The sequence below is a fragment of the Aeromonas sp. 603607 genome (assembly GCF_049171595.1).
In the GTDB taxonomy this organism is placed as follows: domain Bacteria; phylum Pseudomonadota; class Gammaproteobacteria; order Enterobacterales; family Aeromonadaceae; genus Aeromonas; species Aeromonas veronii.
In genome coordinates this window covers 103054-129274 of sequence record NZ_JAAKOV010000019.1, presented here as the reverse complement: position 1 = coordinate 129274, position 26221 = coordinate 103054, and the positions used below count along the sequence as shown (strand labels likewise).

General features: G+C 58.9%; 19 protein-coding genes. 8 read left to right on the top strand and 11 right to left on the bottom strand.

Features of this window, described 5'->3' with window-relative positions; translation table 11 throughout:
• The first annotated feature begins 301 nt into the window (after window positions 1-301).
• From carA to G5315_RS17435, 3 genes are all read left to right on the top strand, one after another.
• Window positions 302-1438 carry a glutamine-hydrolyzing carbamoyl-phosphate synthase small subunit gene (carA, locus tag G5315_RS17445; RefSeq protein ID WP_219295496.1) on the top strand — a complete coding sequence of 379 codons (1137 nt, stop codon included), beginning with the start codon at window positions 302-304 and terminating at the stop codon, window positions 1436-1438.
• A 20-nt stretch (window positions 1439-1458) separates the two neighbouring features.
• Window positions 1459-4683 carry a carbamoyl-phosphate synthase large subunit gene (gene carB, locus G5315_RS17440; protein WP_216961925.1) on the top strand — a complete coding sequence of 1075 codons (3225 nt, stop codon included), beginning with the start codon at window positions 1459-1461 and terminating at the stop codon, window positions 4681-4683.
• Window positions 4684-4984: 301 nt separating this feature from the next.
• Window positions 4985-6136, top strand: coding sequence for a DUF1615 domain-containing protein (locus G5315_RS17435; protein ID WP_040067843.1), 1152 nt, complete (start codon window positions 4985-4987; stop codon window positions 6134-6136).
• A gap of 65 nt (window positions 6137-6201) precedes the next feature.
• Here the strand turns inward: G5315_RS17435 and G5315_RS17430 are convergent, their stop codons facing one another.
• Window positions 6202-7074, bottom strand: a complete 873-nt coding sequence (locus G5315_RS17430; RefSeq protein ID WP_227342380.1) for a nuclease-related domain-containing protein — start codon at window positions 7072-7074, stop codon at window positions 6202-6204.
• A 257-nt stretch (window positions 7075-7331) separates the two neighbouring features.
• Between G5315_RS17430 and katG the strand changes: the two genes are divergently transcribed.
• Entirely contained in the window at window positions 7332-9518 is a 2187-nt protein-coding gene (gene katG / locus G5315_RS17425; protein WP_227342382.1) for a catalase/peroxidase HPI, read from the top strand.
• A gap of 106 nt (window positions 9519-9624) precedes the next feature.
• Here the strand turns inward: katG and G5315_RS17420 are convergent, their stop codons facing one another.
• The gene (locus G5315_RS17420) at window positions 9625-10542 is read right to left on the bottom strand and encodes an autotransporter domain-containing protein (RefSeq protein WP_421333556.1); all 918 of its coding nucleotides are present in this window, start codon (window positions 10540-10542) and stop codon (window positions 9625-9627) included.
• 292 nt (window positions 10543-10834) lie between these two features.
• On the opposite strand from G5315_RS17420, the gene G5315_RS17415 reads away from it, so the two are divergent.
• Together G5315_RS17415 and G5315_RS17410 are read left to right on the top strand one after the other, a co-directional pair.
• Window positions 10835-12808 (top strand): methyl-accepting chemotaxis protein, encoded by a 1974-nt coding sequence (locus tag G5315_RS17415; protein WP_216953276.1) that lies wholly within the window; start codon window positions 10835-10837, stop codon window positions 12806-12808.
• Window positions 12809-12876: 68 nt separating this feature from the next.
• Window positions 12877-13752 carry a flagellar protein MotY gene (locus G5315_RS17410; protein ID WP_216951135.1) on the top strand — a complete coding sequence of 292 codons (876 nt, stop codon included), beginning with the start codon at window positions 12877-12879 and terminating at the stop codon, window positions 13750-13752.
• An 83-nt stretch (window positions 13753-13835) separates the two neighbouring features.
• Here G5315_RS17410 and gloA read toward each other — a convergent pair whose 3' ends face one another.
• From gloA to G5315_RS17365, 9 genes are all read right to left on the bottom strand, one after another.
• Entirely contained in the window at window positions 13836-14249 is a 414-nt protein-coding gene (gloA, locus tag G5315_RS17405) for a lactoylglutathione lyase (RefSeq protein ID WP_005347113.1), read from the bottom strand.
• A gap of 171 nt (window positions 14250-14420) precedes the next feature.
• Window positions 14421-15062 carry an endonuclease III gene (gene nth / locus G5315_RS17400; RefSeq protein WP_227342383.1) on the bottom strand — a complete coding sequence of 214 codons (642 nt, stop codon included), beginning with the start codon at window positions 15060-15062 and terminating at the stop codon, window positions 14421-14423.
• Between the two features lie 13 nt (window positions 15063-15075).
• The gene (locus G5315_RS17395; RefSeq protein ID WP_374844912.1) at window positions 15076-15837 is read right to left on the bottom strand and encodes an electron transport complex subunit E; all 762 of its coding nucleotides are present in this window, start codon (window positions 15835-15837) and stop codon (window positions 15076-15078) included.
• Window positions 15838-15852: 15 nt separating this feature from the next.
• Window positions 15853-16485, bottom strand: a complete 633-nt coding sequence (gene rsxG / locus G5315_RS17390) for an electron transport complex subunit RsxG (RefSeq protein WP_005359614.1) — start codon at window positions 16483-16485, stop codon at window positions 15853-15855.
• A 153-nt stretch (window positions 16486-16638) separates the two neighbouring features.
• A complete protein-coding gene (gene rsxD / locus G5315_RS17385) occupies window positions 16639-17691 on the bottom strand; it encodes an electron transport complex subunit RsxD (RefSeq protein ID WP_042056553.1) in 1053 nt (350 codons plus the stop codon).
• A gap of 11 nt (window positions 17692-17702) precedes the next feature.
• Window positions 17703-20453, bottom strand: a complete 2751-nt coding sequence (rsxC, locus tag G5315_RS17380) for an electron transport complex subunit RsxC (RefSeq protein ID WP_227342384.1) — start codon at window positions 20451-20453, stop codon at window positions 17703-17705.
• A 14-nt stretch (window positions 20454-20467) separates the two neighbouring features.
• On the bottom strand, window positions 20468-21046 hold the full coding sequence (gene rsxB, locus G5315_RS17375; protein ID WP_227342386.1) for an electron transport complex subunit RsxB: 579 nt from the start codon (window positions 21044-21046) through the stop codon (window positions 20468-20470).
• A 2-nt stretch (window positions 21047-21048) separates the two neighbouring features.
• Window positions 21049-21630, bottom strand: a complete 582-nt coding sequence (gene rsxA / locus G5315_RS17370) for an electron transport complex subunit RsxA (RefSeq protein WP_005337600.1) — start codon at window positions 21628-21630, stop codon at window positions 21049-21051.
• A 181-nt stretch (window positions 21631-21811) separates the two neighbouring features.
• Entirely contained in the window at window positions 21812-24955 is a 3144-nt protein-coding gene (locus G5315_RS17365) for a DUF3427 domain-containing protein (protein ID WP_227342388.1), read from the bottom strand.
• A gap of 154 nt (window positions 24956-25109) precedes the next feature.
• Here G5315_RS17365 and G5315_RS17360 point away from each other — a divergent pair, with 154 nt between their 5' ends.
• Window positions 25110-25577, top strand: a complete 468-nt coding sequence (locus G5315_RS17360) for a hypothetical protein (RefSeq protein ID WP_107682341.1) — start codon at window positions 25110-25112, stop codon at window positions 25575-25577.
• 163 nt (window positions 25578-25740) lie between these two features.
• Window positions 25741-26109 carry a VOC family protein gene (locus G5315_RS17355; RefSeq protein WP_421272580.1) on the top strand — a complete coding sequence of 123 codons (369 nt, stop codon included), beginning with the start codon at window positions 25741-25743 and terminating at the stop codon, window positions 26107-26109.
• Window positions 26110-26221 lie beyond the last annotated feature (112 nt).

The following is a 26221-nucleotide window of genomic DNA, read 5'->3' as shown; positions in this document are numbered from 1 at the left end:
TTTTTTGTTTGTTTTTGTCGCTATTGCTGGCTTGGTGGCATCTTTTGGTGGTGGTTTTTCATTTTCTTTCATGGGAGGGGGTTGCAAAGCGGTTGAGTGCATAGATAATGGGTAATGTTGCTTTTTTATTGAATTTAGATGCATTTCATCTGAGAAAAGACGTTGAAATGCCACTTTTTTTAAGTAGAATGCGCCCAATTTGCCAGAAATCTGCCGGGTTCGAGTCCTGTCCAAGACCGGAATCGAGCCCGCAACACCCAGGTAAATTGCTGAATTTAAAGCTAAATAACTGGAGGTTGTCTTGAATCACACTGCATTGCTAGTGCTGGAAGATGGAACTGTATTCAAAGGCGTGTCGATAGGCGCCGAGGGATGTTCCGTTGGTGAAGTGGTTTTCAATACGTCGATGACGGGCTATCAGGAAATCCTCACCGATCCCTCTTATTCCCGTCAGATAGTCACCCTCACTTACCCCCATATAGGCAACACCGGCACCAACAGCGAAGATGAAGAGTCCAGTCAGATCCATGCTCAGGGATTGATCATCCGGGACCTTCCGATACTTGCCTCCAATTTCCGCAATCAGCAATCCCTCTCCGAATACCTCAAGTCTCACAACATCGTTGGCATCGCCGACATCGACACCCGTAAACTGACCCGCATCCTGCGCGAGAAAGGCGCTCAGGCTGGCTGCATTTTGGCCGGGAAACAGGTCGATGAAGCCTATGCTCTCGAACAGGCCCGCGCCTTCCCCGGTCTGAAGGGGATGGATCTGGCCAAAGAGGTAACGGTTGGTGAAGCGTACAACTGGACGACCGGGAGCTGGCAGCTTGGCAAGGGGCACGTCACCCCGGATGCCGACCAGCTGAAGTACCACGTGGTAGCCTATGACTTTGGCGTCAAGCGCAACATCCTGCGGATGCTGGTTGACCGTGGCTGCCGCCTGACCGTGGTACCGGCCAAGACCCCGGCCGCCGAGGTACTGGCGATGAACCCGGATGGCATCTTCCTCTCCAACGGCCCCGGCGACCCCGAGCCGTGCGACTACGCCATCGAGGCCATCAAGGCTTTCCTTAATACCAGCACGCCGGTATTCGGCATCTGTCTGGGTCACCAGCTGCTGGGTCTGGCCTCCGGTGCCAAGACCGTCAAGATGAAGTTTGGCCACCACGGCGCCAACCATCCGGTGAAGAGCCTTGATGACAACACCGTCATGATCACCGCTCAGAACCACGGCTTTGCGGTAGACGAGAACAGCCTGCCGGATTGCCTGCGCGCCACCCACGTCTCCCTGTTTGATGGTTCCCTGCAAGGTATCCATCGCACCGACCGTCCGGCCTTCAGCTTCCAGGGGCACCCCGAAGCGAGCCCGGGTCCGCACGACTGTGCCGGTCTTTTTGACCACTTTATTGAATTGATTAAGCAGTATCGCGCCTAAGAAATAGAGGAAAGAGTTTCATGCCAAAACGTAACGACCTTCAGAGCATCCTGATCCTCGGCGCCGGCCCCATCGTCATCGGCCAAGCCTGCGAATTTGACTACTCCGGCGCCCAGGCGTGCAAAGCCCTGCGCGAGGAGGGCTACCGCGTCATTCTGGTCAACTCCAACCCGGCCACTATCATGACCGACCCGGAGATGGCAGACGCCACCTACATCGAGCCCATCACCTGGGAAGTGGTGCGCGAAATCATCAAGAAAGAGCGCCCGGACGCCATCCTGCCCACTATGGGCGGCCAGACTGCGCTCAACTGCGCACTGGCGCTGGAGAAGCATGGCGTGCTGGCCGAGTTCGGTGTCGAGATGATCGGTGCCACCGCCGACGCCATCGACAAGGCCGAAGACCGCTCCCGCTTTGACAAGGCGATGCGCAGCATTGGCCTCGAGTGCCCGCGTGCCGGCATCGCCCACAACATGGAAGAGGCGTGGGGCGTGCAACAGATGGTTGGCTTCCCCTGCATCATCCGTCCCTCCTTTACCATGGGTGGCTCCGGTGGCGGCATCGCCTACAACACCGAAGAGTTCGTCGAGATCTGCGAGCGCGGTCTGGACTTGTCGCCGACCAAAGAGCTGCTCATCGACGAGTCGCTGATCGGCTGGAAAGAGTACGAGATGGAGGTGGTGCGGGATCGCAACGACAACTGCATCATCGTCTGCGCCATCGAAAACTTCGACCCCATGGGTATCCACACCGGTGACTCCATCACGGTCGCGCCAGCCCAGACGCTGACCGACAAGGAGTACCAGCTGATGCGCAACGCCTCCATGGCGGTGCTGCGCGAAATCGGTGTCGAGACCGGCGGCTCCAACGTCCAGTTCGGCATCAACCCGAAAGATGGCCGCATGGTCATCATCGAGATGAACCCGCGGGTGTCGCGCTCCTCTGCGCTGGCCTCCAAGGCGACCGGTTTCCCCATCGCCAAGATCGCAGCCAAGCTCGCCATCGGTTACACCCTCGACGAGCTGATGAACGACATCACCGGCGGTCGCACTCCGGCCTCCTTCGAGCCGGCCATCGACTACGTGGTGACCAAGGTGCCACGCTTCAACTTCGAGAAGTTCGCCGGTGCCAACGACCGTCTGACGACCCAGATGAAGTCGGTCGGTGAAGTGATGGCTATCGGCCGTAACTTCCAGGAGTCCCTGCACAAGGCGTTGCGCAGCCTCGAGACCGGTAAGACCGGCTTCGACCCCATGGTGGATCTGAACGCCCCGGACTCCCTGACCCGCATCCGTCACGAGCTGCAGGATGCCGGTAGCGACCGTATCTTCTACATCGCCGATGCATTCCGCGCCGGTCTCTCCATGGACGGCATCTTCAAGCTGACCAAGATTGACCCCTGGTTCCTGGTACAGATTGAAGATCTGGTGAAACTGGAAGAAGAGGTGAAAGAGCGCGGCATGGCCGGTCTCGATGCTGACTTCCTGCGCGCCCTGAAGCGCAAAGGCTTTGCCGATGCCCGTCTGGCCAAGATCCTCGGTGTGGCCGAAGGGGAAGTGCGCAAACTGCGTGCCCGCAACAACATCTTCCCGGTCTACAAGCGGGTCGATACCTGCGCCGCCGAGTTCGCCACCAACACCGCCTACATGTACTCCAGCTATGACGAGGAGTGCGAAGCGGCCCCGAGCAACCGCGACAAGATCATGATCATCGGCGGCGGCCCGAACCGTATCGGTCAGGGTATCGAGTTCGACTACTGCTGCGTGCACGCGGCGCTGGCCCTGCGCGAAGACGGTTATGAGACCATCATGGTCAACTGCAACCCGGAGACCGTCTCCACCGATTACGACACTTCTGACCGTCTCTACTTCGAGCCGGTGACCCTGGAAGATGTGCTGGAAATCGTGCGCATCGAAAAACCCAAGGGCGTGATTGTCCAGTACGGTGGCCAGACCCCGCTGAAACTGGCCCGTGCACTGGAAGCCAACGGCGTACCGATCATCGGTACCAGCCCGGATGCCATCGACCGCGCCGAAGACCGTGAACGCTTCCAGTCTGCCGTCGAGCGCCTCGGCCTCAAGCAGCCGGAAAACGGCACCGTCACCGCGCTGGAGCAGGCCGTGCTGCTGGCCGAGCGCATTACCTACCCGCTGGTGGTTCGTCCCTCCTACGTGCTGGGTGGCCGCGCCATGGAAATCGTCTATGACGAGCAGGATCTGCGTCGCTACTTCGCCGAGGCGGTGAGCGTCTCCAACGAATCGCCTGTACTGCTGGACCGCTTCCTGGACGATGCGACCGAGCTGGACGTGGATGCCATCTGCGACGGCACCGACGTGGTCATCGGCGGCATCATGGAGCACATCGAGCAGGCCGGTATTCACTCCGGTGACTCCGGTTGCTCCCTGCCTCCCTATACCTTGTCCAAGAAGATTCAGGACGAGATCCGCGAGCAGGTGCGCAAGCTGGCGCTGGAGCTCGGCGTTATCGGCCTGATGAACGTGCAGTTCGCGGTCAAGGGCGATGACATCTACCTCATCGAGGTGAACCCGCGTGCCGCCCGTACCGTGCCGTTCGTCTCCAAGGCGACCGGTGCGCCGCTGGCCAAGATTGCCGCCCGTGTGATGGCCGGTCAGTCGCTGCAAGAACAGGGCTTCACCAAAGAGATCATCCCGCCCTACTACTCGGTGAAAGAGGTGGTACTGCCGTTTGCCAAGTTCCCGGGGGTTGACCCGCTGCTGGGGCCGGAGATGCGCTCTACCGGTGAGGTGATGGGGGTTGGCAGCAGCTTTGCCGAGGCCTATGCCAAGGCGCAGCTGGGTGCCAACCACGCCGTACCGAAAGAGGGTCGTGCCCTCTTGTCAGTACGTCACAGCGACAAGGCGCAGGTGGTCGATTTGGCCGCCAAACTGCTGGAGCTGGGCTACGAGCTGGATGCCACTCACGGTACCGCGGTCGCGCTGGGTGAAGCGAGCATCAACCCGCGCCTGGTCAACAAGGTGCACGAAGGTCGCCCGCACATTCTCGACCGCATCAAGAATGGCGAGTACACCTACATCGTCAACACCGCCGAAGGGCGGGTGGCGATCCAGGACTCCAAGCAGCTGCGTCGCGCCGCCTTGCAGAACAAGGTGGCGTATACCACCACCATGAATGAGGCGTTTGCCACCTGCATGGCCATCAGCGTGGATGCCACCGCCAACGTCAACTCGGTGCAGGAGTTGCACCAGAAGGTGAAAAACCGCTAAGAGTTTGCAGCGGGCATCAGCCCGACTTGCCAGACGACCAACCCCCGCCAGCGATGGCGGGGGTTTCTTTTTATCTGTCGCTAAGCGTTCGGTTCGGGCCAGGTGAGCCATTGAGGAAGGTTATGAGTTCCGCATCGCAGACAACGGATGGCGCGTGGGGTGGCAAAAGCTGGCAAGGGGAGGGGATGCTGCGAGCGCGGGTTTCAACTGCAGCAGGCAATCCTCTACAATGGCCCCACTTTGCTTGTCAGTGCAGTGCCAGCGGCGCTGCCTGTAGGGCCTACAAAAAATGGACATGCTTATGACCGCTTTGCCTTCCTGTCGTCTTCTTGCCTTCTGCTCCGCCTTGCTGCTGGCCGGTTGTGCCAGTGATCCCGCCTCCGCGCCAGCCAAAGAGGCGAGCGTGAGCAACCCCAAAACGCCGCCTGCCATGCAGCCGCGCAAACCGGCGGATATGAAGAGCCGCATCGTGCGCTTCTTGCCCCGTCAGGTGCCTGACAAACAGGGGTGGGCTAACGACGTGGTGACGGCGCTCACCACCCAGGGGGTGACGGTCAATGATCACAATGTCTGTAGCGTGCTGGCGGTGGCGGAGCAGGAAGCCACTTATCAGGCGGACCCCGTGGTGCCGGGCCTTGGCAAGATCGCCTGGAAAGAGATCAACTCACGGGCAGCCAAGCTGCTGATCCCCGAATTTATGGTGCGGGCCGCGCTATCCATCAACTCGCCCACCGGCAAGAGCTACGCCGAGCGGATCGACAAGTTGCGTACCGAGCGGGAGATGAGTGAAATCTTCGAAGATATGATCAGCATGCTGCCGATGGGCAAGACGCTGTTTGGCAACCTCAACCCGGTGCATACCGGTGGCCCGATGCAGGTGAGCATCGCCTTTGCCGAGGCCAACGCCCGTGGCTACCCCTATCCAATCAAGGATTCCATCCGCCACGAAGTCTTTACCCGTCGCGGCGGCATCTGGTTTGGCACCAAACATATCTTCGGTTATCCCGTTGACTACCCGGATACCCTCTACCGCTTTGCCGACTTCAACGCCGGCTGGTATGCCAGTCGCAATGCCGCCTTTCAGGCCGCCGTCAGCCGTTTGAGTGGCAAAACTCTGGCGCTGGACGGGGATCTGATCCGCTATGACTCGGATCTGCCGGGCAATACCGAGCTTGCCGTCTACACCCTCGCCAACCGGGTCAATATGAGCAAACAAGCGATCCACCAGAGCCTTCGCAAAGGGGATACCGCCGAATTTGCCGAGACCGATCTCTACCATCGCATCTTTACCCTGGCCGACAAGCAAGCGGGCAAGCGACTGCCCCGCGCCATCCTGCCCGGCATTCAGCTAAAGAGCCCGAAAATTACCCGCAACCTCACCACCGCCTGGTTTGCCAAGCGGGTGGATGACAGAGAACAACGTTGCGTGCGGCAGATGGCGACGATTCGGTAAGAAGCATCAAGGGCGGCCAATTGGCCGCCCTTGATGTCAGAGTGAGTTTCCCCTTGTGTGGCAGTTCATGCCTTGCTGTTCCCTGTGAGATTTACAATGAATCTGCATTTGGGGTATCCACTGCATCCCCAAAACCGATTGCCTCGGTTATCCCCCCGTTTGGCGGTACGCAATACCATCGGGTTGCCGCATCTGGGGCATAGTGGATTTGCTTGGGTGAGCGATTCGGTGATGGTTGGCGCGGCGTTCACCACCTGATTGACCACAGGCATTGCAGCTACGGATAAAGGCGGGCGGGGAACCTCGCTGTGACGGGCTTTCAACTGCGCGACATGCTGTTTATGGGTCTGCCAATTGGCGGCCAGTCGTCCCCGCTGGATGGTGTCGATCACTCTGGTGACTTCGGCAGGGGTCAGCACCTGAGTGGTTTTACTCTTGATATAGCGAATAAGCCCGCGGTTCATCACGTTATCCGGCATGGGGGTTTTAAAGGTGCAGTCGCCAATAAAGTAAATAATCGAATGGAGCTGATGATCAGCAAGACCCAGCAAGGATTTGAGCGTCATCAGGTGCAGATAGTTTTGGCGCAGGGGATTTTGAAAGGTATGTCTGCGGCGATAGAGCTGCTGGGTCCAGCTCTTATGGGCCGGATTGCCAAATATCCACCCCTTGATGTTCTTGGTCTCGATCACAAACAGCCCGAAGCGCGAGACGATCACATGATCGATCTGGGTAGTACCCTGCGGGGTCGGTAGGGTCACGTTCTTGAGCAGATGGTACTCCCGCTGGTCGAGAAACAGCCGGATGCCCAAGTTGATAAATGCCTCCCCAACCATCCCCTTAAACCTGGGCGTTTTGATCAGGGTGGCAATCAGCAGAAGGGGCAGCAGATACCAGAGCTGGTCCAGCAGAACCGCAATAACAGGTGTGAAGTCCATTTCAACGCTGTCGTCTGATGTGCAATGGCAACATGTTAACAGTGGGTTCAACAAGCGTGTGTGATCTATGCCACTACTACTCAGCCAGCGCCTGCATTGTTCTGTTTGTTACCCGGTGACGAGATAGTTCAATCGCAAAACCAGATTGAATTGAACTTTTTTATTCGGTTTTTTAAGTGACTGGTGGGGGGTAGGCTAGTCTCTACTGCGAAGCGAAGGGTTTCGCCGTCATTATGACCACAATGAGGATCTGATAGATGGACAAACACGCTAGCGGGGCCGGTCAGTGCCCCTTTGCCCACGGTGCCAATACCTCTGCCAGCCAGGAGCATCAAGTCTGGTGGCCCAATGCCCTCAACCTCGACATCCTGCACCAGCATGACAGCAAGACCAATCCGATGGATGAGACTTTCGATTATGCCGATGCCTTCAACAGCCTCGATTACGATGCCCTCAAGGCAGATCTGCATGCCCTGATGACCGACAGCCAGCCCTGGTGGCCGGCAGACTGGGGTCACTATGGCGGCCTGATGATCCGCATGGCCTGGCACTCCGCCGGCAGCTATCGCGCTACCGACGGGCGCGGCGGTGCCAACACTGGCAACCAGCGCTTCGCCCCCCTCAACAGTTGGCCTGACAACGGCAACCTCGACAAGGCACGCCGTCTGCTGTGGCCGATCAAGCAGAAGTACGGCAACAAGATCTCCTGGGCTGACCTGATGATCCTGGCGGGCAACGTCGCCTATGAGTCCATGGGGCTCAAGACCTTCGGCTTTGCCGGTGGCCGCGAGGATATCTGGCATCCGGAAAAAGATGTCTACTGGGGTTCCGAGAAGGAGTGGCTGGCACCGAGCGGTAGCGAAGGGAGCCGTTACAGCGGCGAACGGGATCTGGAGAACCCACTGGCGGCGGTGATGATGGGGCTGATTTACGTCAACCCGGAAGGGGTGGATGGCAACCCGGATCCCCTGAAAACCGCCCACGACATGCGCGTTACCTTTGCCCGCATGGGGATGAATGACGAAGAGACCGTCGCCCTCACCGCCGGTGGCCACACCGTCGGCAAGGCCCACGGCAACGGCAGCGCTGCCAAACTGGGGCCCGCTCCCGAAGGGGCCGATGTGCACGAGCAGGGGCTGGGCTGGATCAACCACGAGAGCCGCGGCATCGGTCGTGATACGGTGACCAGCGGCCTTGAAGGGGCCTGGACCAGCAACCCGACCCGCTGGGACAACGGCTACTTCAAGATGCTGCTGGGCCACGACTGGTGGATCAAGAAGAGCCCGGCCGGTGCCTGGCAGTGGGAGCCCGTCGCCATCAAGGAGGAAGATCGTCCGGTGGACGTGGAAGACCCCTCCATCCGCTGCAACCCCATCATGACCGATGCGGACATGGCGCTGCGCTTTGACCCCGTATACCGGGAGATCTCCGAGCGCTTTGCCGCGGATCAGGCGCTCTTCTCCGACGCCTTTGCCCGCGCCTGGTTCAAGCTTACCCACCGCGACATGGGGCCGCGCAGCCGCTATCTGGGGCCGGAAGTGCCGAGCGAAGTCATGGTGTGGCAGGATCCGGTTCCGGCGGTGGATTACCAGCTCTCTGACAAAGAGGTGAGTGAGATCAAGGCCAAACTGCTGGCCTGCGGCGTGGCGCCAGCCGATTTGATCGCCACCGCATGGGACAGTGCCCGCACCTTCCGCGGCTCCGATTATCGCGGTGGTGCCAACGGTGCTCGCATCCGTCTCGCGCCGATGAAAGAGTGGGAAGGCAACGAGCCCGCTCGCCTCGAGAAGGTGCTCAACGCCCTGATCGCCCTGCAGGCCTCCCTGAGCAAGCCGGTCAGCATCGCCGACCTGATTGTGCTGGGTGGCAGCGCAGCGGTGGAGCAGGCGGCCAAACTGGCTGGCGTCGATATCGTCGTTCCCTTTGCGCCGGGCCGCGGCGATGCCAGCGCCGAACAGACCGATGCCGAGTCGTTCGCCTTCCTCGAGCCGGTTCACGATGGTTTCCGCAACTGGCAGAAGGGGCACTACAAGGTGCAGCCGGAGGAGATGCTGCTCGACCGTGCCCAGTTGCTGGGGCTTACCGCCCGCGAGATGACTGTGCTGGTCGGCGGTATGCGGGTGCTTGGCACCAACCATGGCGGGTCGGCCCACGGCGTCTTTACCGACCGGGTCGGTCTGCTCAGCAACGACTTCTTCGTCAACCTGACCGACATGGCCTATAGCTGGCAGCCGACTGGCCGCAACAGTTACCAGATCGTGGATCGCCAGAGCGGTGCGGTGAAGTGGACTGCTACCCGGGTTGATCTGGTGTTTGGCTCCAACTCGGTGCTGCGTGCCTACGCCGAGGTCTATGCCCAGCAAGATGGCAAGGAGAAGTTCGTCCGAGACTTCGTCAAGGCCTGGGTCAAGGTGATGAACAATGACCGTTTCGATCTGAAATAAGTCGCTTCAACCCCAATGAGAACGCCAGCCGCAAGGCTGGCGTTTTTTATGGTGGCGGTGATAGCTGCATGGTGCGACTCGGAGGATGCCCCTCTGGCAGCCCGGGTTAGAAGCTCATGGCCAGCCCAATGGAATAACCGCTGGTGTTGTGGCTGAACATGTAGCGGGCAACCAGCCGGGTACGGGTGACAATGATGTCGTACTTGCTGCTGTCCAGCTCCAGACCGGCGCCGATGGAGTTGAGGGAGTCAAAGCCAAGCAACCCCCGTTGCTCCCCCAGATATGCGGTATGGGCCCCCTCCAGTACATAGCGCACCGGTCTGTCGAGCAGGGTCCAGTGGAACAGCGGGGCGCGGCGGCGCAGATAGAGGCCGAGGTTCTCCGCCTCGGCGTGACCACGGACGCTGGTCGAGGTGCCGCCAAAGCTCTGCAGGTGCTGATAGGAGTAGCGCAGTTCGGCATCTATGTCCTGGGCCGGTGAAAAGAGTTCGTAATCGAGCATCAGCGAGCCACCCAGCCCGTACATATTGAGCTGACCCCCATCGAGAAAGTCCAGCGAGTAGCCCTTGGTACGATCCAGCAGCCAGTTGCCGATCCGCAGGTCGCTGGCCATGGTACCGAGCGAGACGTTGGCTATGGGGCGCAGCACCCAGTGGCCGCCACGCGGATCTTTGTGAAGGGGGACATCCCAGCCGATCCCGCCCGAGGCGGTCAGGCTATTCCACTTGGTCGGTATGGTGCGACTCTCGGTACCATTGCTTATCACAAACTGGGGGTCGTAGCGGCTGTAGCCCAGCGCCCCCTCCAGATAGATGGGCACGGCTTCGCTCAGGGTTGCGCCGCCTCCCAGTTGCCCCATGTTGAGCGCAGAAGATTGGCCAGTGCTGCTGCCGATGTCCAGGTTGCTGGCGGTGATGTCCGGCACCACGCTGAAAGTCATCAGCGAGATCACCGCATTGGCCCGTTTTTGCGCCCAGTCCTCCTCCTGATCGTCAAGGTTGTTACTGGCCGCGAGTGACGCCATGGGCAGGGTCGCCGCGAAGAGGGCGCAACCCAGACGGTAAAGCGGGCAGAGCGGGTGTTTCATGGCTGGATTCCCCAAACAAGCGACCTCCTGTCGCCCTGATCTACTGTAGCGAGTTTCTCTCTGGCTGTCTCGACCTGACCATTGGGCTGGGCTATGGGGGGGCTGCGTGGCCATCTACAGAAAATGGTTGATGCAGCTCATGGTTCTGGCCAATGGCAGATGTCGTCAGCGGCATAAGCGAGCAGGCCGGATATAATCAACGCGTTGATAAAAATGACAGGAGTGCGGGATGAACAGACTCGGATTGGCCGGCAAGATGTTGCTGGCAATTTGCCTGCCGTTATTGGCGCTGCTGTTTTTCGCCAGCCACTACGCATACGACAGATATCGGGTGACCCATGAGATGACGCAAGCCCTGCAGCAGCTGGCTGTGGTCGAACGCAGCGCCCAGTTGGTGCACGAGCTGCAAAAGGAGCGTGGCATGTCGGCGGGGTTTATCGGCTCTGAAGGGCGCAAATTTGCAGATGCCCTGCCACGTCAGCGGCAACAGGTTGATGAAGCCATTCATCGCTTTCAGGGGTTGGAGAGGGGGGTTGCCCACGAGCAGGTGGATCTGGCTTTGCGCGAGTTGATGGGGATCCGCAATCAGGTGGACAAACTGGCCATAGAGGCCCCGCGTCAGGTCGCCTTTTATAGCCAGTTGATTGCTTCTCTGCTCAAGGTCGTGGATGAGATTAGTCTGCGTAGCCAGGATGCCGCTATTGCCTTGCAGACCAATGCCTACGCCGCATTTTTGCAAAACAAGGAGCGTATGGGGATGGAGCGGGCGACCCTCAGCAATGTCTTTGCCAAAGGGAGTTTCACCCCGGCTACCTTGCAGCAATTTATGTCCCTGCTCGCTGCCCAGCAGAGCTATCTGGAGCGTTTTCGCGCCGTGGCAAGCGAGCCGCAGCGACGCCTGCTTGAGCAAATTGAGAAGAGTCCGGTGATGGCAGAGGTCGCGAAATATGAGCAGCTCGCCCTCGGCAAGATGACCGAGGGGAGCTTTGGCGTCGATCCGGAGCGCTGGTTTGCCGTGAGCACCGAGAAGATCGACCAGCTCAAACAGGGCGAAGATCAGCTCTTCCAGCAGTTGTTCGAACGGGTTGAGCAGATGCAGGGAGAGAGTCAGCGCAACTTCTGGTGGGGGGCTATGGCGGTGCTGTGCTGCCTGCTGTTGACTACCCTCATCAGTTGGAAGGTGCTGCGGGATGTGCATCTGGGCTTCGTCGCTCTGCATCGCACCTTTTCACGGCTCGTCAATGACAATGATCTGACGGTGAGGGTCAACTGGCAATCGGGTGACGAGCTTGGGGCATTGGCGCGGGATCTCAACCACTTTCTGCAGCATCTGGAAGGCTTGTTGCTGGAGGTGCGCCGCTCCTGTGAGATATTGACCCGTAGTGCCAGCAACTCCAGCGAGGTGATTGCCGAAGTGAATGAAGGTGTGGTGCGTGGTGTCGGTCAGGTTGAACTGGTTGCCACCGCCGCAACGGAAATGGCTTCGACGGTGGCCGAAATTGCTCGCAATGCGACCCAGACCTCACTGGCGACCCAGCAGGCCATTGGCCGTGCCCGGCAGGGGGACAAGGAGGTGGATCAGACTATCGCCGCCATCGAGCAGGTGGCCGGCACCCTCGACGAGACCCGGCTGTTGGTCAACAACCTGCATCAGGATACCGAGTCCGCCGTCGAGGCACTCAACCTCATCAAGCAGATCTCCGATCGCACCAATCTGTTGGCCCTCAATGCCGCCATTGAGGCAGCCCGTGCCGGTGAGTCGGGGCGCGGCTTTGCCGTGGTCGCCGATGAGGTTCGTTCACTGGCTGCCCGTACCCAGCAGGCGGCAGATGATATCGAACAGATGCTCTCCCGTTTGCGGGCTGGAGCCCTTCAGGCGGTGGTGGCCATGCAGTCGGGCAGCGAGCAGGCGGGCCTCAGTGTCAGTGAAGCGCAGCGGGCGGGTCACGAGCTGACCGACATCGTCAATGAGGTGCGCAAGGTGAGTGACATGACGGCACAGGTGGCTACCGCAACCGAGCAGCAGCGCTACGTAACGGACGATATCCAGCACAACGTAATGACCATCCGCGAAGTGTACGAGGCCCATCGCCAGCACTCGGTCACCCTGCAGCAGAATAGTGTCGAACTGGATCAGTTGGCACGGGAGCTGGCTGGACGAATTGCCAGCTTCAAGTTGCTGGAGAGAGCCTCTCCCCACTGATCCATTTGCGCTAAAGCTTGTCCCTCCCTGGCCGATACCCCTTGTGAGATCGTGTGGAGGACAAGCAATTGAACGCTTGGGTGTTGGGGTTGGTCAGCATATCCGTGAGTATGCAGTTACAGGCTGGGGTCACCGAATTTGGTGCCGGTCTGGATCAATCCGTCTGGCGTTTGACCTCCGATACCCAGATTGAGTGTCGCCTCGAGCATCCTATTCCCAACTGGGGAACGGGGGCTTTTGTCAGTCGTGCCGGTCGCAAGATCAACCTCGACTTTGAGCTCAAGGGCAAGCGGCCGCAGGCCCAGACCCAGACGGTGAGTCTTGGCATCATGCCGCCGGTATGGCGCCCGGGAATAGCCGGGCGAGAAGTGAGTCAACTGCGTTTCTATCAGCAGTTCGATGGGCTGGTGGAGGGGCAAACCGCCTGGACCATGCTCGACGAGCTGGAGGGGGGGCGGATGCCGACCTTCCAGTATCGGGACTGGTATCGCCAGAACCGCGCGGTGCGAGTGTCCCTCTCGTCGGTTAACTTTCGGGTGAAATATCAGGCCTTTATCGACTGTCTGAGTGGGCTCTTGCCCTACAGCTTCAATGACATCGCCTTTAGCGTGCTCACCTACGACAAAAACAGCGATCAGCTCTCCATCCCCTCCAAGCGGCGGCTGGCGATGATCAGCGAGTTTATCAAGGCGGACAAGAGTATCGACGTAGTGGTGATCGATGCTTACAGCGATAGCTATGGCGGCCGCTGGCCGAACCTGAAACTCTCCGAGAAGCGGGCCGATGCCATCAAGAAGGTGTTTGTCGATTTGGGGATCGAGCCCGGCAAGATCTCGGTGGAGGGGCATGGTGAGAAGCAGCACGTTGCCTCCAACGAAACCGAACAGGGACGTGCCAAGAACCGGCGGGTGGTGATCAGCATGGGGCGCAATGGCGAGATCTAGCGCTGTCCCCGGCAAAGAGGCATAAAAAAGAGCGCATCTGCGCTCTTTTTTGATCCTGCCATTCGGCAGCGGAATCGGGCAGCTTAGAAGCTGTCACCGAGGCCAGTACCGGCATCTTTCTTGGCGATCAGTTCAATCTTGTAACCGTCCGGATCTTCGACGAAGGCGATCACGGTAGTGCCGCCTTTAACCGGGCCCGGCTCGCGGGTGATCTTGGCACCGGCGGCGCGCAGGGCGTCGCAAGTGGCATAGATGTCGTCCGCTTCCAGCGCGATGTGGCCGTAAGCAGAGCCCAGTTCGTACTCGCTCACCCCCCAGTTGTAGGTCAGCTCGATCACCGCTTCATCCTTCTCGTCACCGTAGCCGACGAAGGCCAGGGTGTACTTGTACTCGCTGTTCTCGCTCTTGCGCAGCAGCTTCATGCCAAGGACACGGGTGTAGAAGTCGATGGAGCGTTGCAGATCGCCGACACGCAGCATGGTATGCAGAATTCTCATTGCTCAGTTCTCCGGGTTGGTGATGTGTACTGCTTTCAATCTCGGTTGCGAGGCTATCAGCTTTCTGGATAGACCTTCTCTTTGTACTCGCAGAGGTCCTCGATGATACAGGAACCACTGCAGCGGATGTTTGCGAGCGAGACAGGTAGGACGGTTGTAGCGCCCAGTCATTCAGCTCTCTGGATAGACCTTCTCTTTGTATTCGCACAAGTTCTCGATGATACAGGAACCACAACGGGGCTTGCGAGCCAGACAGGTGTAACGCCCGTGCAGGATGAGCCAGTGGTGGACATCCAGCTTGAACTCGGCGGGTACCACTTTGAGCAGCTTCTCCTCCACCTGATCTACGTTCTTGCCTACCGCAAAGCCGGTGCGGTTCGATACCCGGAAGATATGGGTATCGACGGCGATAGTGGGCCAGCCAAAGGCGGTGTTGAGCACCACGTTGGCGGTCTTGCGGCCGACGCCGGGCAGGGCTTCCAGCGCTTCGCGGTTCTCTGGCACCTCGCCTCCGTGGCGCTCCAGCAAGATGGCGCAGGTCTTGATGACGTTCTCGGCCTTGGTATTGAACAGGCCAATGGTCTTGATGTACTCCTTGAGCCCGTCCACCCCGAGATCCAGCATTGCTTGCGGGGTGTTGGCCACCGGATAGAGTTTGTCGGTCGCCTTGTTGACGCTGACATCGGTTGCCTGCGCCGAGAGCAGCACGGCGATCAACAGCTCGAATGGCGAGTTGAAATTGAGCTCTGTGGTGGGGTGGGGGTTGTTTTCCCGCAGTCGCTCGAGGATCTCTCTGCGTTTCTGGTTATTCATGCCTTGCGTCCGATCATAGTTCGGTCGCCCGGACGCGAGCCGGGGCAACGTTGCAGTGGGCCACTGTGGATGCTTGTTTGCGGTCCCGCCAGTCGTTGATGGCGTTCTTGGCGGCGATCAGCAGTCCCAGCCCGATAAAACCGCCCGGCGGCAAAATCGCCAGCAGCAGACTGGCATCGGCGTGGAACAGCTCGATGCGCAGGGATTTGGCCCACTCGCCCAGCAGCAGCTCGGCGCCATCAAACAGGGTGCCCATGCCGATGATCTCGCGCATGCCGCCCAGTACCAGCAGCACCAGGGTAAAACCAAGGCCCATCATCAGGCCGTCGAGGGCCGCCAGCAGCGGCGGATTCTTGGAGGCATAGGCCTCGGCGCGGCCGATGATGACGCAGTTGGTGACGATGAGGGCGATAAAGATGCCGAGTGCCTGATAGAGGCCATAGGTGTAGGCGTTCATCAGCAGCTGCACGCTGGTCACCAGCGAGGCGATGATCATCACATAGACAGGGATGCGAATATCTTTCGGCACCCAGTTGCGCACCAGCGAGACGGCAAGGTTGGAGCAGACCAGCACCGCCATGGTGGCAAGGCCCAGCCCCAGCGCATTGGTAAAGGTGGAGGAGACGGCTAGGGTCGGGCAGAGCCCCAGCACCTGCACCAGCGAGGGGTTGTTCTTCCACAGCCCCTGACTCATCAGCTCCTTGAGCTCGCCCTTGCGGCTTTCCAGCTCGGCAATCGGGGCAGCGCCCGTTTCAATCTGTTCCATCTGGTTCATGATGGCTCGACTCCGTTAGTTCGCCGCCGGACAAGCCGGGGCGTTGCTGAGCAGTTCGGGTTGCTCCTGCTGCAGTTTCAGCAGGTTCTTCACCGCCTTGACCACGGCTCGCGGGGTGATGGTGGCGCCGGTAAAGGCATCGAACTCGCCGCCATCCTTCTTCACCGCCCACTGGGGCTCGTTGTCATGGGTCAGGAATTTTCCGGCAAAGCTGTTGATCCAGTCCGATTTCTTCAGCTCGATCTTGTCACCGAGGCCCGGGGTCTCGTTGTGAGCGAGCACGCGCACTGCGGTGATGGTGCCCTTGGCATCAAAGCCCGCCACGATGCGGATCGCCCCGCTGTAACCATCCGGCGCGATCGCCTCCAATGCATAGCCGGTTACCACGCCATTTTTGCTGGCGGTATAGAGGGCTTGCGGCTGATCGCTGCCCAGATACTTCCTGCTGGTCACCTGCTTGCAGCTGGCCACCAGATCGTTGTCATAGCTCCCCTCCGGCAGCAATACCGAGAGGGTCTGCTGCTTCTCCAGCTGCTGCTGGTGGGCGATTTTATCCTTGGTCAGCTCGTTGGTCAGTACCACCAGCGCGGTACAGCCGAGCGCGAACATCGCCAGAATAAGGCCGTTCTTGCGCATGCTCTTTAACATGTCCGGGCTCCGTCAGCTGTGATGGGGGAAAAGGGCAGAAACATCATTGGCGACGAGCTCCATACACTTTCGGGCGAGTCAGCGTGTCGATAAAAATGGGCAACGCAGAGGTTGGCCAGCAGCACTCGATACGTTTCGGCGTTATCGTCTTGGTCATTGGCGACGTGCTCCGTATACCTTCGGACGAGTCAGGCTGTCGATAAACGGCACACAAAGGTTGGCCAGCAGCACGGCGAAGGCGAAGGCATCCGGATAGCCGCCAAAGCGGCGAATGATGTAGACCAGCATTCCGATCAGCACGCCATAGACCAGTCGACCGCGCGGCGTGGTACAGGCACTGACCGGATCGGTGGCGATAAAGAAGGCCCCCAGCATGGTGGCGCCGCTAAAGAGATGGAACATGGGCGTGGCGGTCGCATCCGGGCTCACCAGATAACCGATGGTGGAGGCCGCCAGCAGGGCACCGAGAATGGCGGTGGGAATGCGCCAGTTGATCACCTTCTGTTGCAGCAGGAACAGGCCGCCCAGCAGATAGCCGAGGTTGACCCAGCTCCAGCCGATGCCGCCCCAACCCTCAAACAGCGGGCCGCTCAGGATCTCGCCGGTGGTGAGCCCCTGAGTCAGGCCGGTTTTCAGGGTATCGAGGGGAGTCGCCATGGTGAGACCATCCACCCCCTGCTTGAGCTGGGCCATGCTGTAGCCGTCGAGGCTAAAGCCGGTGAAGATCACCGACGCCGCATCGCCAAAGCCGAGACTGTAGGCGCGCACGCTCTCCGGCGGCAGCCAGCTGGTCATCTGTACAGGGAAGGAGACCAGCAGCAGCACATAGGCGACCATGGCCGGGTTGAACAGGTTCTGGCCCAGTCCGCCGTAAAGGTGTTTGGCGACAATGATGGCAAAGGCCGTGCCCACCACCAGCATCCACCACGGCAGCAGCGGCGGCAGGGAGAGACCGATCAGCACGGCGGTGAGCGCCGCACTGCCATCCATCAGGGCTGGCTTGATGGCGCGGCCACGGAGCTTGAGCACCAGCGCCTCGCACAGCAGCGCGGTCACCAACGCCAGCAGGATCTGGATAAAGGAGCCCCAGCCGAAGAACCAAGTCTGGGCCAGCAAGCCCGGCACGCAGGCCAGGATCACCAGCAGCATCAGGGTTCGGGTCTGTTTGCGGTTATGGGCAAACGGCGCAGTCGCAATATTGAACATGAGTCTGTCGATTACCTTGTGGTTGTTCGGTCGGCTGACGGGGCATCTTCAGCGGCTGTCTCTGCGGCTCTGGCTGCCTCGGCCGCCAGCTTCTTCGCCTTGGCGCGGGCCACTGCGGCTGCAATGGCCGCTTTTTTCGGATCAACCGGGGCGTCAGCCACAGGGGCGCTCGCTTCAGGAGCCTCTGTGACGGCAAGTGGTTGCTCACTGCTGGCAGCATCGCTTTGCATCGGCTCAGCCGGTGCGCGCTCACCCTCAGTTCCGGCACTCTCTACCTGAGTACCGGCACTTTCTACCCCAGCACCGGCATTTTCTACCTCAGCACTGGTACTTGCGCTCTGCTGGGCCAGCTTTTTGGCCTTGGCCCGGGCGATGGCTGCGGCGATAGCGGCCTTCTTGGGATCGACCGCTTCACTTGCAGCCGTATCGCTTTGGCTGGTGGTTACTTCGCTCTTGGCTACCGTCATGTCGCGGGTCTGTGCGCTGGCAGCTGGCTCACTCTTCGCATCCTCAGCACCGGCACTTTCACCCTGCTGGGCCAGCTTTTTGGCCTTGGCGCGGGCAATGGCAGCGGCGATAGCGGCTTTCTTGGGATCAACCGCTTCGCTGGCCGCAGATGGCGCATCGCTTTGGGTTGCAGCGGATTCGCTGGTGCCTGTGTTTGCAGTCAGATCGCCCTCAGCGCTGTCACCCTGCTGGGCCGCCTTTTTGGCTTTGGCCCGGGCGATGGCAGCAGCAATAGCGGCTTTCTTGGGATCAACTGCTTCGCTGGCAGCAGATGGCGCATCGCCTTGCGAGCCTGCGTCGGCTACCGCGCTGTTGGCTGCGCTTACCGGCTCGCCACTGGCCTCGGCCTTTTTGGCTTTGGCACGGGCAATGGCGGCGGCAATCGCCGCTTTTTTCGGATCAACCTCTGCCTTTTGCTGATCAGCATCTACCTCAGGCGCAGCAACGGCTTCGGCAGTCACAGGCTCGGCGATATCGCCAGCCTGAGCGGCCTTTTTGGCCTTGGCGCGGGCCAGTGCGGCGGCGATGGCCGCTTTCTTGGGATCGCTGGCGGGGTCAACCGCCTCGGCGGGTTGCGCCGCAGCGGCTGTTTCGCTGTTTGCGCTCTCCGCCAGCTTGGCGGCGCGGCGCGCCTCCGCTTCCCGTTTGCGGGCTTCGCGGGCGGCAATCACCGCGCTGTTGTCAGGCAAGCCCTCGGCGGTGGCGGTAATGGCAGTGATGGGCGCATCCTGCTTGGCCTTGATGCGGGCCAGTGCCGCTGCCACCGGATCTTCCCCGCCTGCGGCCGTCATGGTCTGACGGCGCTGGGCGGCGGCTTCGGCGTGGCGCGCTTCACGGGCCGCTTTCTCCCGCTCGAAACGGGCCTGCTTGGCCTCGAAACGCTGCTTGGCACGCTCGGCTTTTTCGGCCTCGGCACGGGCTTCGCGAATGTCGTCTTTGGCAATCTTGTAGTACTGCACAAGCGGGATCTCGCTCGGGCAGACCCAGGCGCAGGCGCCGCACTCAATGCAGTCCATCAGGTTGAGCTTCTCGGCCTTGTCATACTCCTTGGCCCGGCTGTACCAGTAGAGCTCTTGCGGCAGCAGAGTGGCCGGGCAGGCATCGGCACAGGCGCTGCAACGGATGCAGGGCTGCTCCGGGCCGGGGGCGGGCAGTTCGGCCTGCGTCGGCGCCAGCAGGCAGTTGGTGGCCTTGACCACAGGCACCATGGCGTGGGGCAGGGTAAAGCCCATCATGGGGCCACCCATGATCACCCGCTGCTCCGCTTCCGGTTGCAGCTCGAAACGCTGCAACAGCCAGCGCACCGGCGTACCCAGGCGTACCCAGGCGTTGCCGGGTTTCTTGAAGCTGTCCCCGGTGAGGGTGACGATCCGCTCGATCAGCGGCTCGCCGTCGATAATGGCGCGCTTGATGGCAAACACGGTGGCGACGTTGAGCACCATGATGCCGATATCGACCGCGCGGCCCCCCTTGGGCACCTGACGGCCGGTGAGCAGTTCGATGGTCTGCTTGGCACCGCCCGAGGGGTACTTGGTCGGCACCGTCTTGACCAGCACATCTTCATCGGTGGCGTGGCGGGTCAGCTGCTCGATCGCCTCGGGCTTGTTGTCTTCCACTCCGATCAGGGTGAGTTTCGGTTTGAGCAGGTGCTTGAGCACCCGGATGCCATCCATGATTTCGTCGGCGTACTGCTGCATCAGCCGATCGTCGGTGGTGATATAGGGTTCGCACTCCAGCCCGTTGACGATCAGGATCTCGGTGAGCTGGCCGCGGCCGTCGAGCTTGCTGTGGGTCGGGAACACGGCGCCGCCAAGGCCCGCTACCCCTGCCTGCTGGATGCGTTCGAGCAGCTCGCCCCGCTCCAGATTCCAGTAATCGGCTTTGCCATTGCGCTCGCCCCACTTATCCTCACCATCGGGGGTGAGAATGACGCAGAGATCGCCGAGTCCGGAGGGGTGGGCAACCGTGTGGTTGCCAATCTCGGTGATGGTGCCGGAGGTGGAGGCATGGACAGGGACGACCCGCCCCTTGGCATAACGGGTCAGCGGCTGCCCTTTTTTGACCTTGTCGCCCACCTGCACCAGCAGATCGCCGGCGGGGCCTGCGTGCTGGCGCAGCGGAATGATGAGGCGCGGTGGCAGACCGGCGTCTACCACCGGGCTCTGGCTTGATTGCAGCTTGTTGTCGGCGGGGTGAATGCCACCGTGAAAGTCCCAGAGCGTGCCGGCTTTGATACGTTCGAGTAAGGAATGCATGGTTGCTCCGCTGTTTATTCCACTATCTTGACCGGAATCTTGCCCGGAACATGCACGTTATTGAGATCCCACTTCCAGTTATCGACCGTGGTGGGCACCGGGATCATCTCGATGCAGTCGGTCGGACAGGGATCGACACAGAGATCGCAACCGGTGCACTGGTTGGCAATCACGGTATGCATCGCCTTGGTTGCACCGACGATGGCATCCACCGGGCAGGCCTGAATGCACTTGGTGCAGCCGATGCACTGATCTTCGTGGATAAAGGCGACCTTTTTGACCGGCACGGCGGCCTCGTCACTGCCCCCCAGTGGCTGGGGCTCGACCCCCATCAGATCGGCAATCTTGCGCATGGTGGCCTCGCCACCGGGTACGCACTTGTTGATCTGATCGCCGTTGGCGAGCGCCTCGGCGTAGGGTTTGCAGCCGGGATAGCCGCACTGGCCACACTGGGTCTGGGGCAGCAGGGCATCGAGCTGATCGACGATGGGGTCTGCTTCCACATGAAACTTGACGGCGGCAAAGCCCAGGATAATCCCGAACGCCAGCGCCAGCAGGGTGAGCACCAGAATGGCAAAGAGAATATGGATCATGGTTATATCTTGATAAGGCCGGTAAAGCCCATAAAGGCCAGCGACATCAGACCGGCGGTGATCATGGCAATCGACACCCCGCGAAACGGCGCGGGCACATCGGCGGCGACCAGACGCTCGCGCATGGCGGCAAACAGGATCAACACCAGCGAGAAGCCGGTGGCGGCGCCAAAGCCGTAGATCACGCTCTGGATAAAGTCGTGTCGCTCATTGATGCTGAGCAGCGCCACCCCGAGCACCGCACAGTTGGTGGTTATGAGCGGCAGGAAGATCCCCAGCAGGCGATAGAGGGTCGGGCTGCTTTTGCGCACCACCATCTCGGTAAACTGCACCACCACGGCGATCACCAGAATAAAGGCGAGGGTGCGCAGATAGGCGATATCCAGCGGCAGCAGGATATAGTGCTCCACCAGATAGGAGCTGGCACTGGCGAGGGTCATCACGAAGGTGGTCGCCAGCCCCATGCCGATGGCGGTTTCCAGCTTGCCGGAGACCCCCATAAAGGGGCAGAGGCCGAGGAATTTCACCAGCACGAAGTTGTTAACCAGCACGGTGCCGATCAATAAAAGCAGGTACTCAGTCATCAATTACCGTCACTGAAAGTCGGATTATCGGGGTTTGAAGGCGGGCGGTATTATCTGACGTTAGGGCCAGTTAAACAACCGCAAGGCCGCATGGTTATTATGCAACTGGATAATTTTGCCGGGGTTTTGGGCGAGAATCCGGTGGGTTTTGCGCCATATCCCCACCGGGTGAGAAGCCTTACTAACCAACAGCCAGTTTGGCGGCTTCTTTCCACATAAATGGCGGCATCGGAGTAGTGAGACGCCATTTAATGTTCATTGGTTGGCTGCCAGTGTGGGATACGTACTCCACCTCACCAAAGTTCACAAAGCCAAGGGTACGGCCAAATTCATCTTTGCTCTGCTCGCGGACGAACAAAAACAAGCGCTTACCTTCTGCTCTGTGGTTGATGTAACTCAGCCCCTTACCCCGTTCTGGGCGAGCGCTGTTTTGGCTCTGCCAATGAAACAGCGACTCGTTGATGGCGTAGTCGTGATAACGGGTAGTGGGGGAGAAGTGCTGCTCCGTTTTGTTCAAGGTCACAAACAGCAACTCGATATTTTGCTCTGCGATGAGATAGACCCCTTCGCGAGCCGTGGGTTGTTGCGCGAAGGTGGTTGCGCCAAAGCCAACCAGCACCTGCTCTCTGGCATAACGGGCATGCAGTTGCAGTGGATTGTCAGGAAGGTCGGGCATGGTGCTTTGTTCGTGCTTCACCCGGTTGATCAGCATGGGCAACAGATCTGCCAGCTCGGCCCTTAATTCAGGTTGATTGAGTTGTTTCAGGCTGTGCGCCAAGGAGTTAAAGCCTGCGTTAGGGCCGCTCTGTTGCCAGAAGTCGTAATGGCACATCAAGGCCATCCGTTCATCGTGTTCGGCCGTTAAAGTAAAGGCGTCTGCCACCAAGGTTTGTAAGAATTTCAAGTAATGGAGCGCATCGCAGCCCAATAGCCGGGTTTTGATGGCCCGGGTGTAGAGGGTGGATAGTTTCTCATCGCTCATTTCAGAAACGCTATGGTTGTGGGCCTGTTTGACCAAGGCACTCCAGTTACCGCGCTTGTAGATCTCCTCAAGGCTGATGTGAGGGTAAAACTTCAAAAAGTTTGCCAGCGTCAGCGGTAAATCACAGTCATGCGTGAAACGGCGGATCAGGCCCATGAGGCGCGAGGTATTGAGAGTCGCCCTCTTGATATTGTTCAGAATGAACTCTTGGGTCTGTTTTGAGAGTTCGATGCGGCAGCCCAAGGGGGCGTGAGGGAAGCCTTGTTTGATTTCGTGGCTGATCGCCTTATTGGTTTTACCCACCAGAGCCCGGAATTTTTGGGCAAAGTCATACTCAGCATGGGCATTGCCAACAAAGTCCAACACGGTGCAGCACTCTTTATCGCTCGCCAGCCGCAGGCCCCGCCCTAATTGCTGTAAAAAGATGGTCAGGCTTTCCGTTGGTCGTAAAAACAGCAAGGTATCGACTTCTGGGATATCAACCCCTTCGTTAAAGATATCCACCACGCAAAGAATGTTGGTCACGCCGGTACGCAAATCTTGTTGTTTACTATGCCGCGCGTCTCGGTTATCGCTGGTGAGAATGTCAGCCTTGATGCCCTTCAGTAAAAAGGCCTTGCGCATAAAATCGGCATGTTCACGGCTCACACAAAATGCCAGCGCTTTAATCTTGGTAATATCGGTGACGATCTCAGCGAGACTCTGGACGATTTTCTGAACCCGGCTGTTATTTTTAGTGTAAATATTGGTCAGTGCAGTAATGTCATAACGGCCATTTTTCCAAGCGACTTGGCGCAAGTCAGTATCATCATCGATACCAAAATATTGGAATGGACAGAGATGGCGACGATTAATGGCCTCTGGCAAGCGGATCTCTGCTGCGATGACACCACAAAAGTCGGCAAGAATATCACCGCCATCATGGCGCTCTGGCGTTGCGGTCAATCCCAGCAGAATGTGAGGTTCAAAGGCGGCGAGCAAACCACGATAACTGGCCGCAGCAATGTGATGAACCTCATCGATGACGATGTAATCGAAATAGTCTGGGCTAAGGCGCAACGTAGCCAGCTGGTTATTTAAGGATTGCACCGAGGCAAATAGCTGACGGTAATGGGTCGGCACGGCGCCGCCGACTAAGAGTTCGCCAAAATTGGATTGCTTGAGCACACCGCGGTACGAGGCTAATGCTTGGCGCAAGATCTCCTCTTTGTGGGCGACAAACAGGAACTTGGCATCGGGTTTGGTTTTCAGAAAACGCGCAAAATCAAAAGCGGAGATCAGGGTTTTCCCTGTACCGGTGGCCGCAACCACCAAGTTACGGAAGCGCTGGTGTAAAGCGCGCTCCATCGCCAATTGTTCAAGGATCTCCAGTTGATGGGGAAACGGCGTGATATCAAAGAAATAGGCAGGGCTATTTTTGTCCCCATCCCCACGGGCCTCTTGCAGTGCATGCTGCAATTTTGTACGGCTTTCGAGCTTGCCATCAAACAGCTCAAAATCATCGGATTCCCAATAGGTTTCAAAGGTACTCAGGGATTTCTCGATAATATGAGGGATCTCTTGCGAGGTGATTTTTAGGTTCCACTCCAAGCCGCTGGTGAGGGCAGAGTGAGAGAGATTGGAGGAACCTATATAGCCGGTATGAAAGCCGGTATTTCGGCAAAAGAGATAGCTCTTGGCATGCAACCGCTCGCGCTGGGTGTTATAGCTGAGTTTGACTTCGGTATTTGGGAGGTTGGCTAAAAATTCAACTGCCTTGGCATCGGTCGCCCCCATATAAGAGGTAGTAATTACTTTTAATTGGCGGCCGCTGTGAGTGAACTCTTCCAGCTCATGACGGAAAATCCGGATACCTGCCCATTTGATAAATGAGACCAGCCAGCAGATGCTATCTGCCGATAAAATTTCCCGTTTAATCTCCGACTCCATCGACAAACCCGCATTGCTGCCACAAAACAGTTCGCTCTGAGTGAGACCTGTCAGAGGGAAAATATCCTCGGCATATTGCTTTAAATTGGCGGAGATGGGGTTATCCAACTGGTAGAGTGCTGTCAGAATTTTTCCCTGACTATCGATGAGGTTCTCGCCAATAAAGTCTGGGTCTTGGGTGCGATCCTTTAGCCAAAGCAATAACTGGTTAGCCAGCTCAATCTGCCGTTGCAGCTGATCCTCTCCAGTTACCGAGCCCACCGCATATTCCAAAACCCGGCTCAGAAATCTGGATAACCAAACTGCCGCTTCGGCAGGCTCAAGTTGGCGTTCCCCCACGTAAAAGCGCTCGCGGTCGAGTCGAGATGTCAGCAGTTGAGTAATGAGCTGTTCATAAATACCGCATTGTTGCATCGCACTTTAGCCTTGAACGTTGTACATGAGGGTGGCGAGAAGAGTATCATTTTTTCCAACCAAATCAGTAAGCTGTTGTCGCCTGTTACTCGTTTGAAAATCGCCCCGGTTTTCGGTAATAAAGCCCGGCAGTGACAACCACAGGGAGGTGGTGATGGATCCGGTTTCCTATCTTTTTTCGGCTTATCTCAATCTGGTACAGCAGCAGGTTGCGGATATCTATGGCACTGAGGCCAAGACGCTGGTGGTGCAGTATGAGGGGGAGTCGGTCCCGTTCTCTTTTCAGCTGTGGCAGATCCAGCAGCCGAGCGTTTGTCGTCCCTACCAGCAGGATGTTCGGCGTTTTAGCCAGTGCACGGTCAAGGCGTCCGCCCTGTTTCACAAGCTGTGCGATGACTTGACCCGGCAGGATGACAGCAGTTGGCAACTGCCCAAATTTCGCACCATGTACTGCTCGGCGGCTATCAGTTATCGGCCGATGATTGCAGAGATTGGGGATGCCAAGCAGAGTCCTGCCAAGCTGGCGGAGCGCGCCTGCAATCAGGCGATTCTGGCGGCAATGGACAGTGACGATGAAGCCCTGCTGGCCCAGCGGGAGAAAGCGTGCGCAGCGGTGCAGTAAAGCGAATTTATCTGACCAGATCATTTGCGCTCGCTTTGCGCGTCACGACACACATGGGCTTCCCCTTGCCGGGTATGATGGGGTTGCCCGCCGTGGCGGCAACAGCCGGATGTTTGCGGGTATATGCCGGTCACATCAGCCAGATCACCACCAGGAGGTAACCATGATCAGCCATATCGACCATCTGGTATTGACGGTCAGTGATATCGAACGGGCCGTGGAATTTTACAGCTCGGTGCTCAATATGGAGGCCATTACCTTCGGTGCGGGGCGCCGGGCGGTAGGGTTTGGCAACCAGAAGATCAATCTGCAACTGCCGGGGCAGGAGCCGCGCAATCGGGCGCAGGTGGGGTCGGGAGATGTCTGCCTTATCACCCGCTGGCCGCTGGAGCAGGTGATGGCCCAGCTTGCCTGCCACGGGGTGGAGATTGTCGAGGGGCCGGTGACCAAAAGCGGTGCCTGCGGGCCGATAGAATCTGTCTACTTCCTCGACCCTGACCAGAACCTGATAGAAGTCAGCATCTATCCCTGAGCCCACCAAGTCATCACTCCCATCGCCATCATCAATAGAAAGGGGCCGTCAATTGACGGCCCCTTTCTTGTATCGCTATCACGCCAAGCACCGTCGGCCGCTTGGCCGATGT

What these genes read in the sequence shown, in the direction of transcription:
- carB (WP_216961925.1), top strand. Translation starts at nt 1,459, where the DNA reads ATGCCAAAACGTAACGACCTTCAGAGCATCCTGATCCTCGGCGCCGGC.
- G5315_RS17435 (WP_040067843.1), top strand. Translation starts at nt 4,985, where the DNA reads ATGACCGCTTTGCCTTCCTGTCGTCTTCTTGCCTTCTGCTCCGCCTTG.
- G5315_RS17430 (WP_227342380.1), bottom strand. Translation starts at nt 7,074, where the DNA reads ATGGACTTCACACCTGTTATTGCGGTTCTGCTGGACCAGCTCTGGTAT.
- katG (WP_227342382.1), top strand. Translation starts at nt 7,332, where the DNA reads ATGGACAAACACGCTAGCGGGGCCGGTCAGTGCCCCTTTGCCCACGGT.
- G5315_RS17420 (WP_421333556.1), bottom strand. Translation starts at nt 10,542, where the DNA reads ATGGCGTCACTCGCGGCCAGTAACAACCTTGACGATCAGGAGGAGGAC.
- G5315_RS17415 (WP_216953276.1), top strand. Translation starts at nt 10,835, where the DNA reads ATGAACAGACTCGGATTGGCCGGCAAGATGTTGCTGGCAATTTGCCTG.
- gloA (WP_005347113.1), bottom strand. Translation starts at nt 14,249, where the DNA reads ATGAGAATTCTGCATACCATGCTGCGTGTCGGCGATCTGCAACGCTCC.
- nth (WP_227342383.1), bottom strand. Translation starts at nt 15,062, where the DNA reads ATGAATAACCAGAAACGCAGAGAGATCCTCGAGCGACTGCGGGAAAAC.
- G5315_RS17395 (WP_374844912.1), bottom strand. Translation starts at nt 15,837, where the DNA reads ATGAACCAGATGGAACAGATTGAAACGGGCGCTGCCCCGATTGCCGAG.
- rsxG (WP_005359614.1), bottom strand. Translation starts at nt 16,485, where the DNA reads ATGTTAAAGAGCATGCGCAAGAACGGCCTTATTCTGGCGATGTTCGCG.
- rsxD (WP_042056553.1), bottom strand. Translation starts at nt 17,691, where the DNA reads ATGTTCAATATTGCGACTGCGCCGTTTGCCCATAACCGCAAACAGACC.
- rsxC (WP_227342384.1), bottom strand. Translation starts at nt 20,453, where the DNA reads ATGCATTCCTTACTCGAACGTATCAAAGCCGGCACGCTCTGGGACTTT.
- rsxB (WP_227342386.1), bottom strand. Translation starts at nt 21,046, where the DNA reads ATGATCCATATTCTCTTTGCCATTCTGGTGCTCACCCTGCTGGCGCTG.
- rsxA (WP_005337600.1), bottom strand. Translation starts at nt 21,630, where the DNA reads ATGACTGAGTACCTGCTTTTATTGATCGGCACCGTGCTGGTTAACAAC.
- G5315_RS17365 (WP_227342388.1), bottom strand. Translation starts at nt 24,955, where the DNA reads ATGCAACAATGCGGTATTTATGAACAGCTCATTACTCAACTGCTGACA.
- G5315_RS17360 (WP_107682341.1), top strand. Translation starts at nt 25,110, where the DNA reads ATGGATCCGGTTTCCTATCTTTTTTCGGCTTATCTCAATCTGGTACAG.
- G5315_RS17355 (WP_421272580.1), top strand. Translation starts at nt 25,741, where the DNA reads ATGATCAGCCATATCGACCATCTGGTATTGACGGTCAGTGATATCGAA.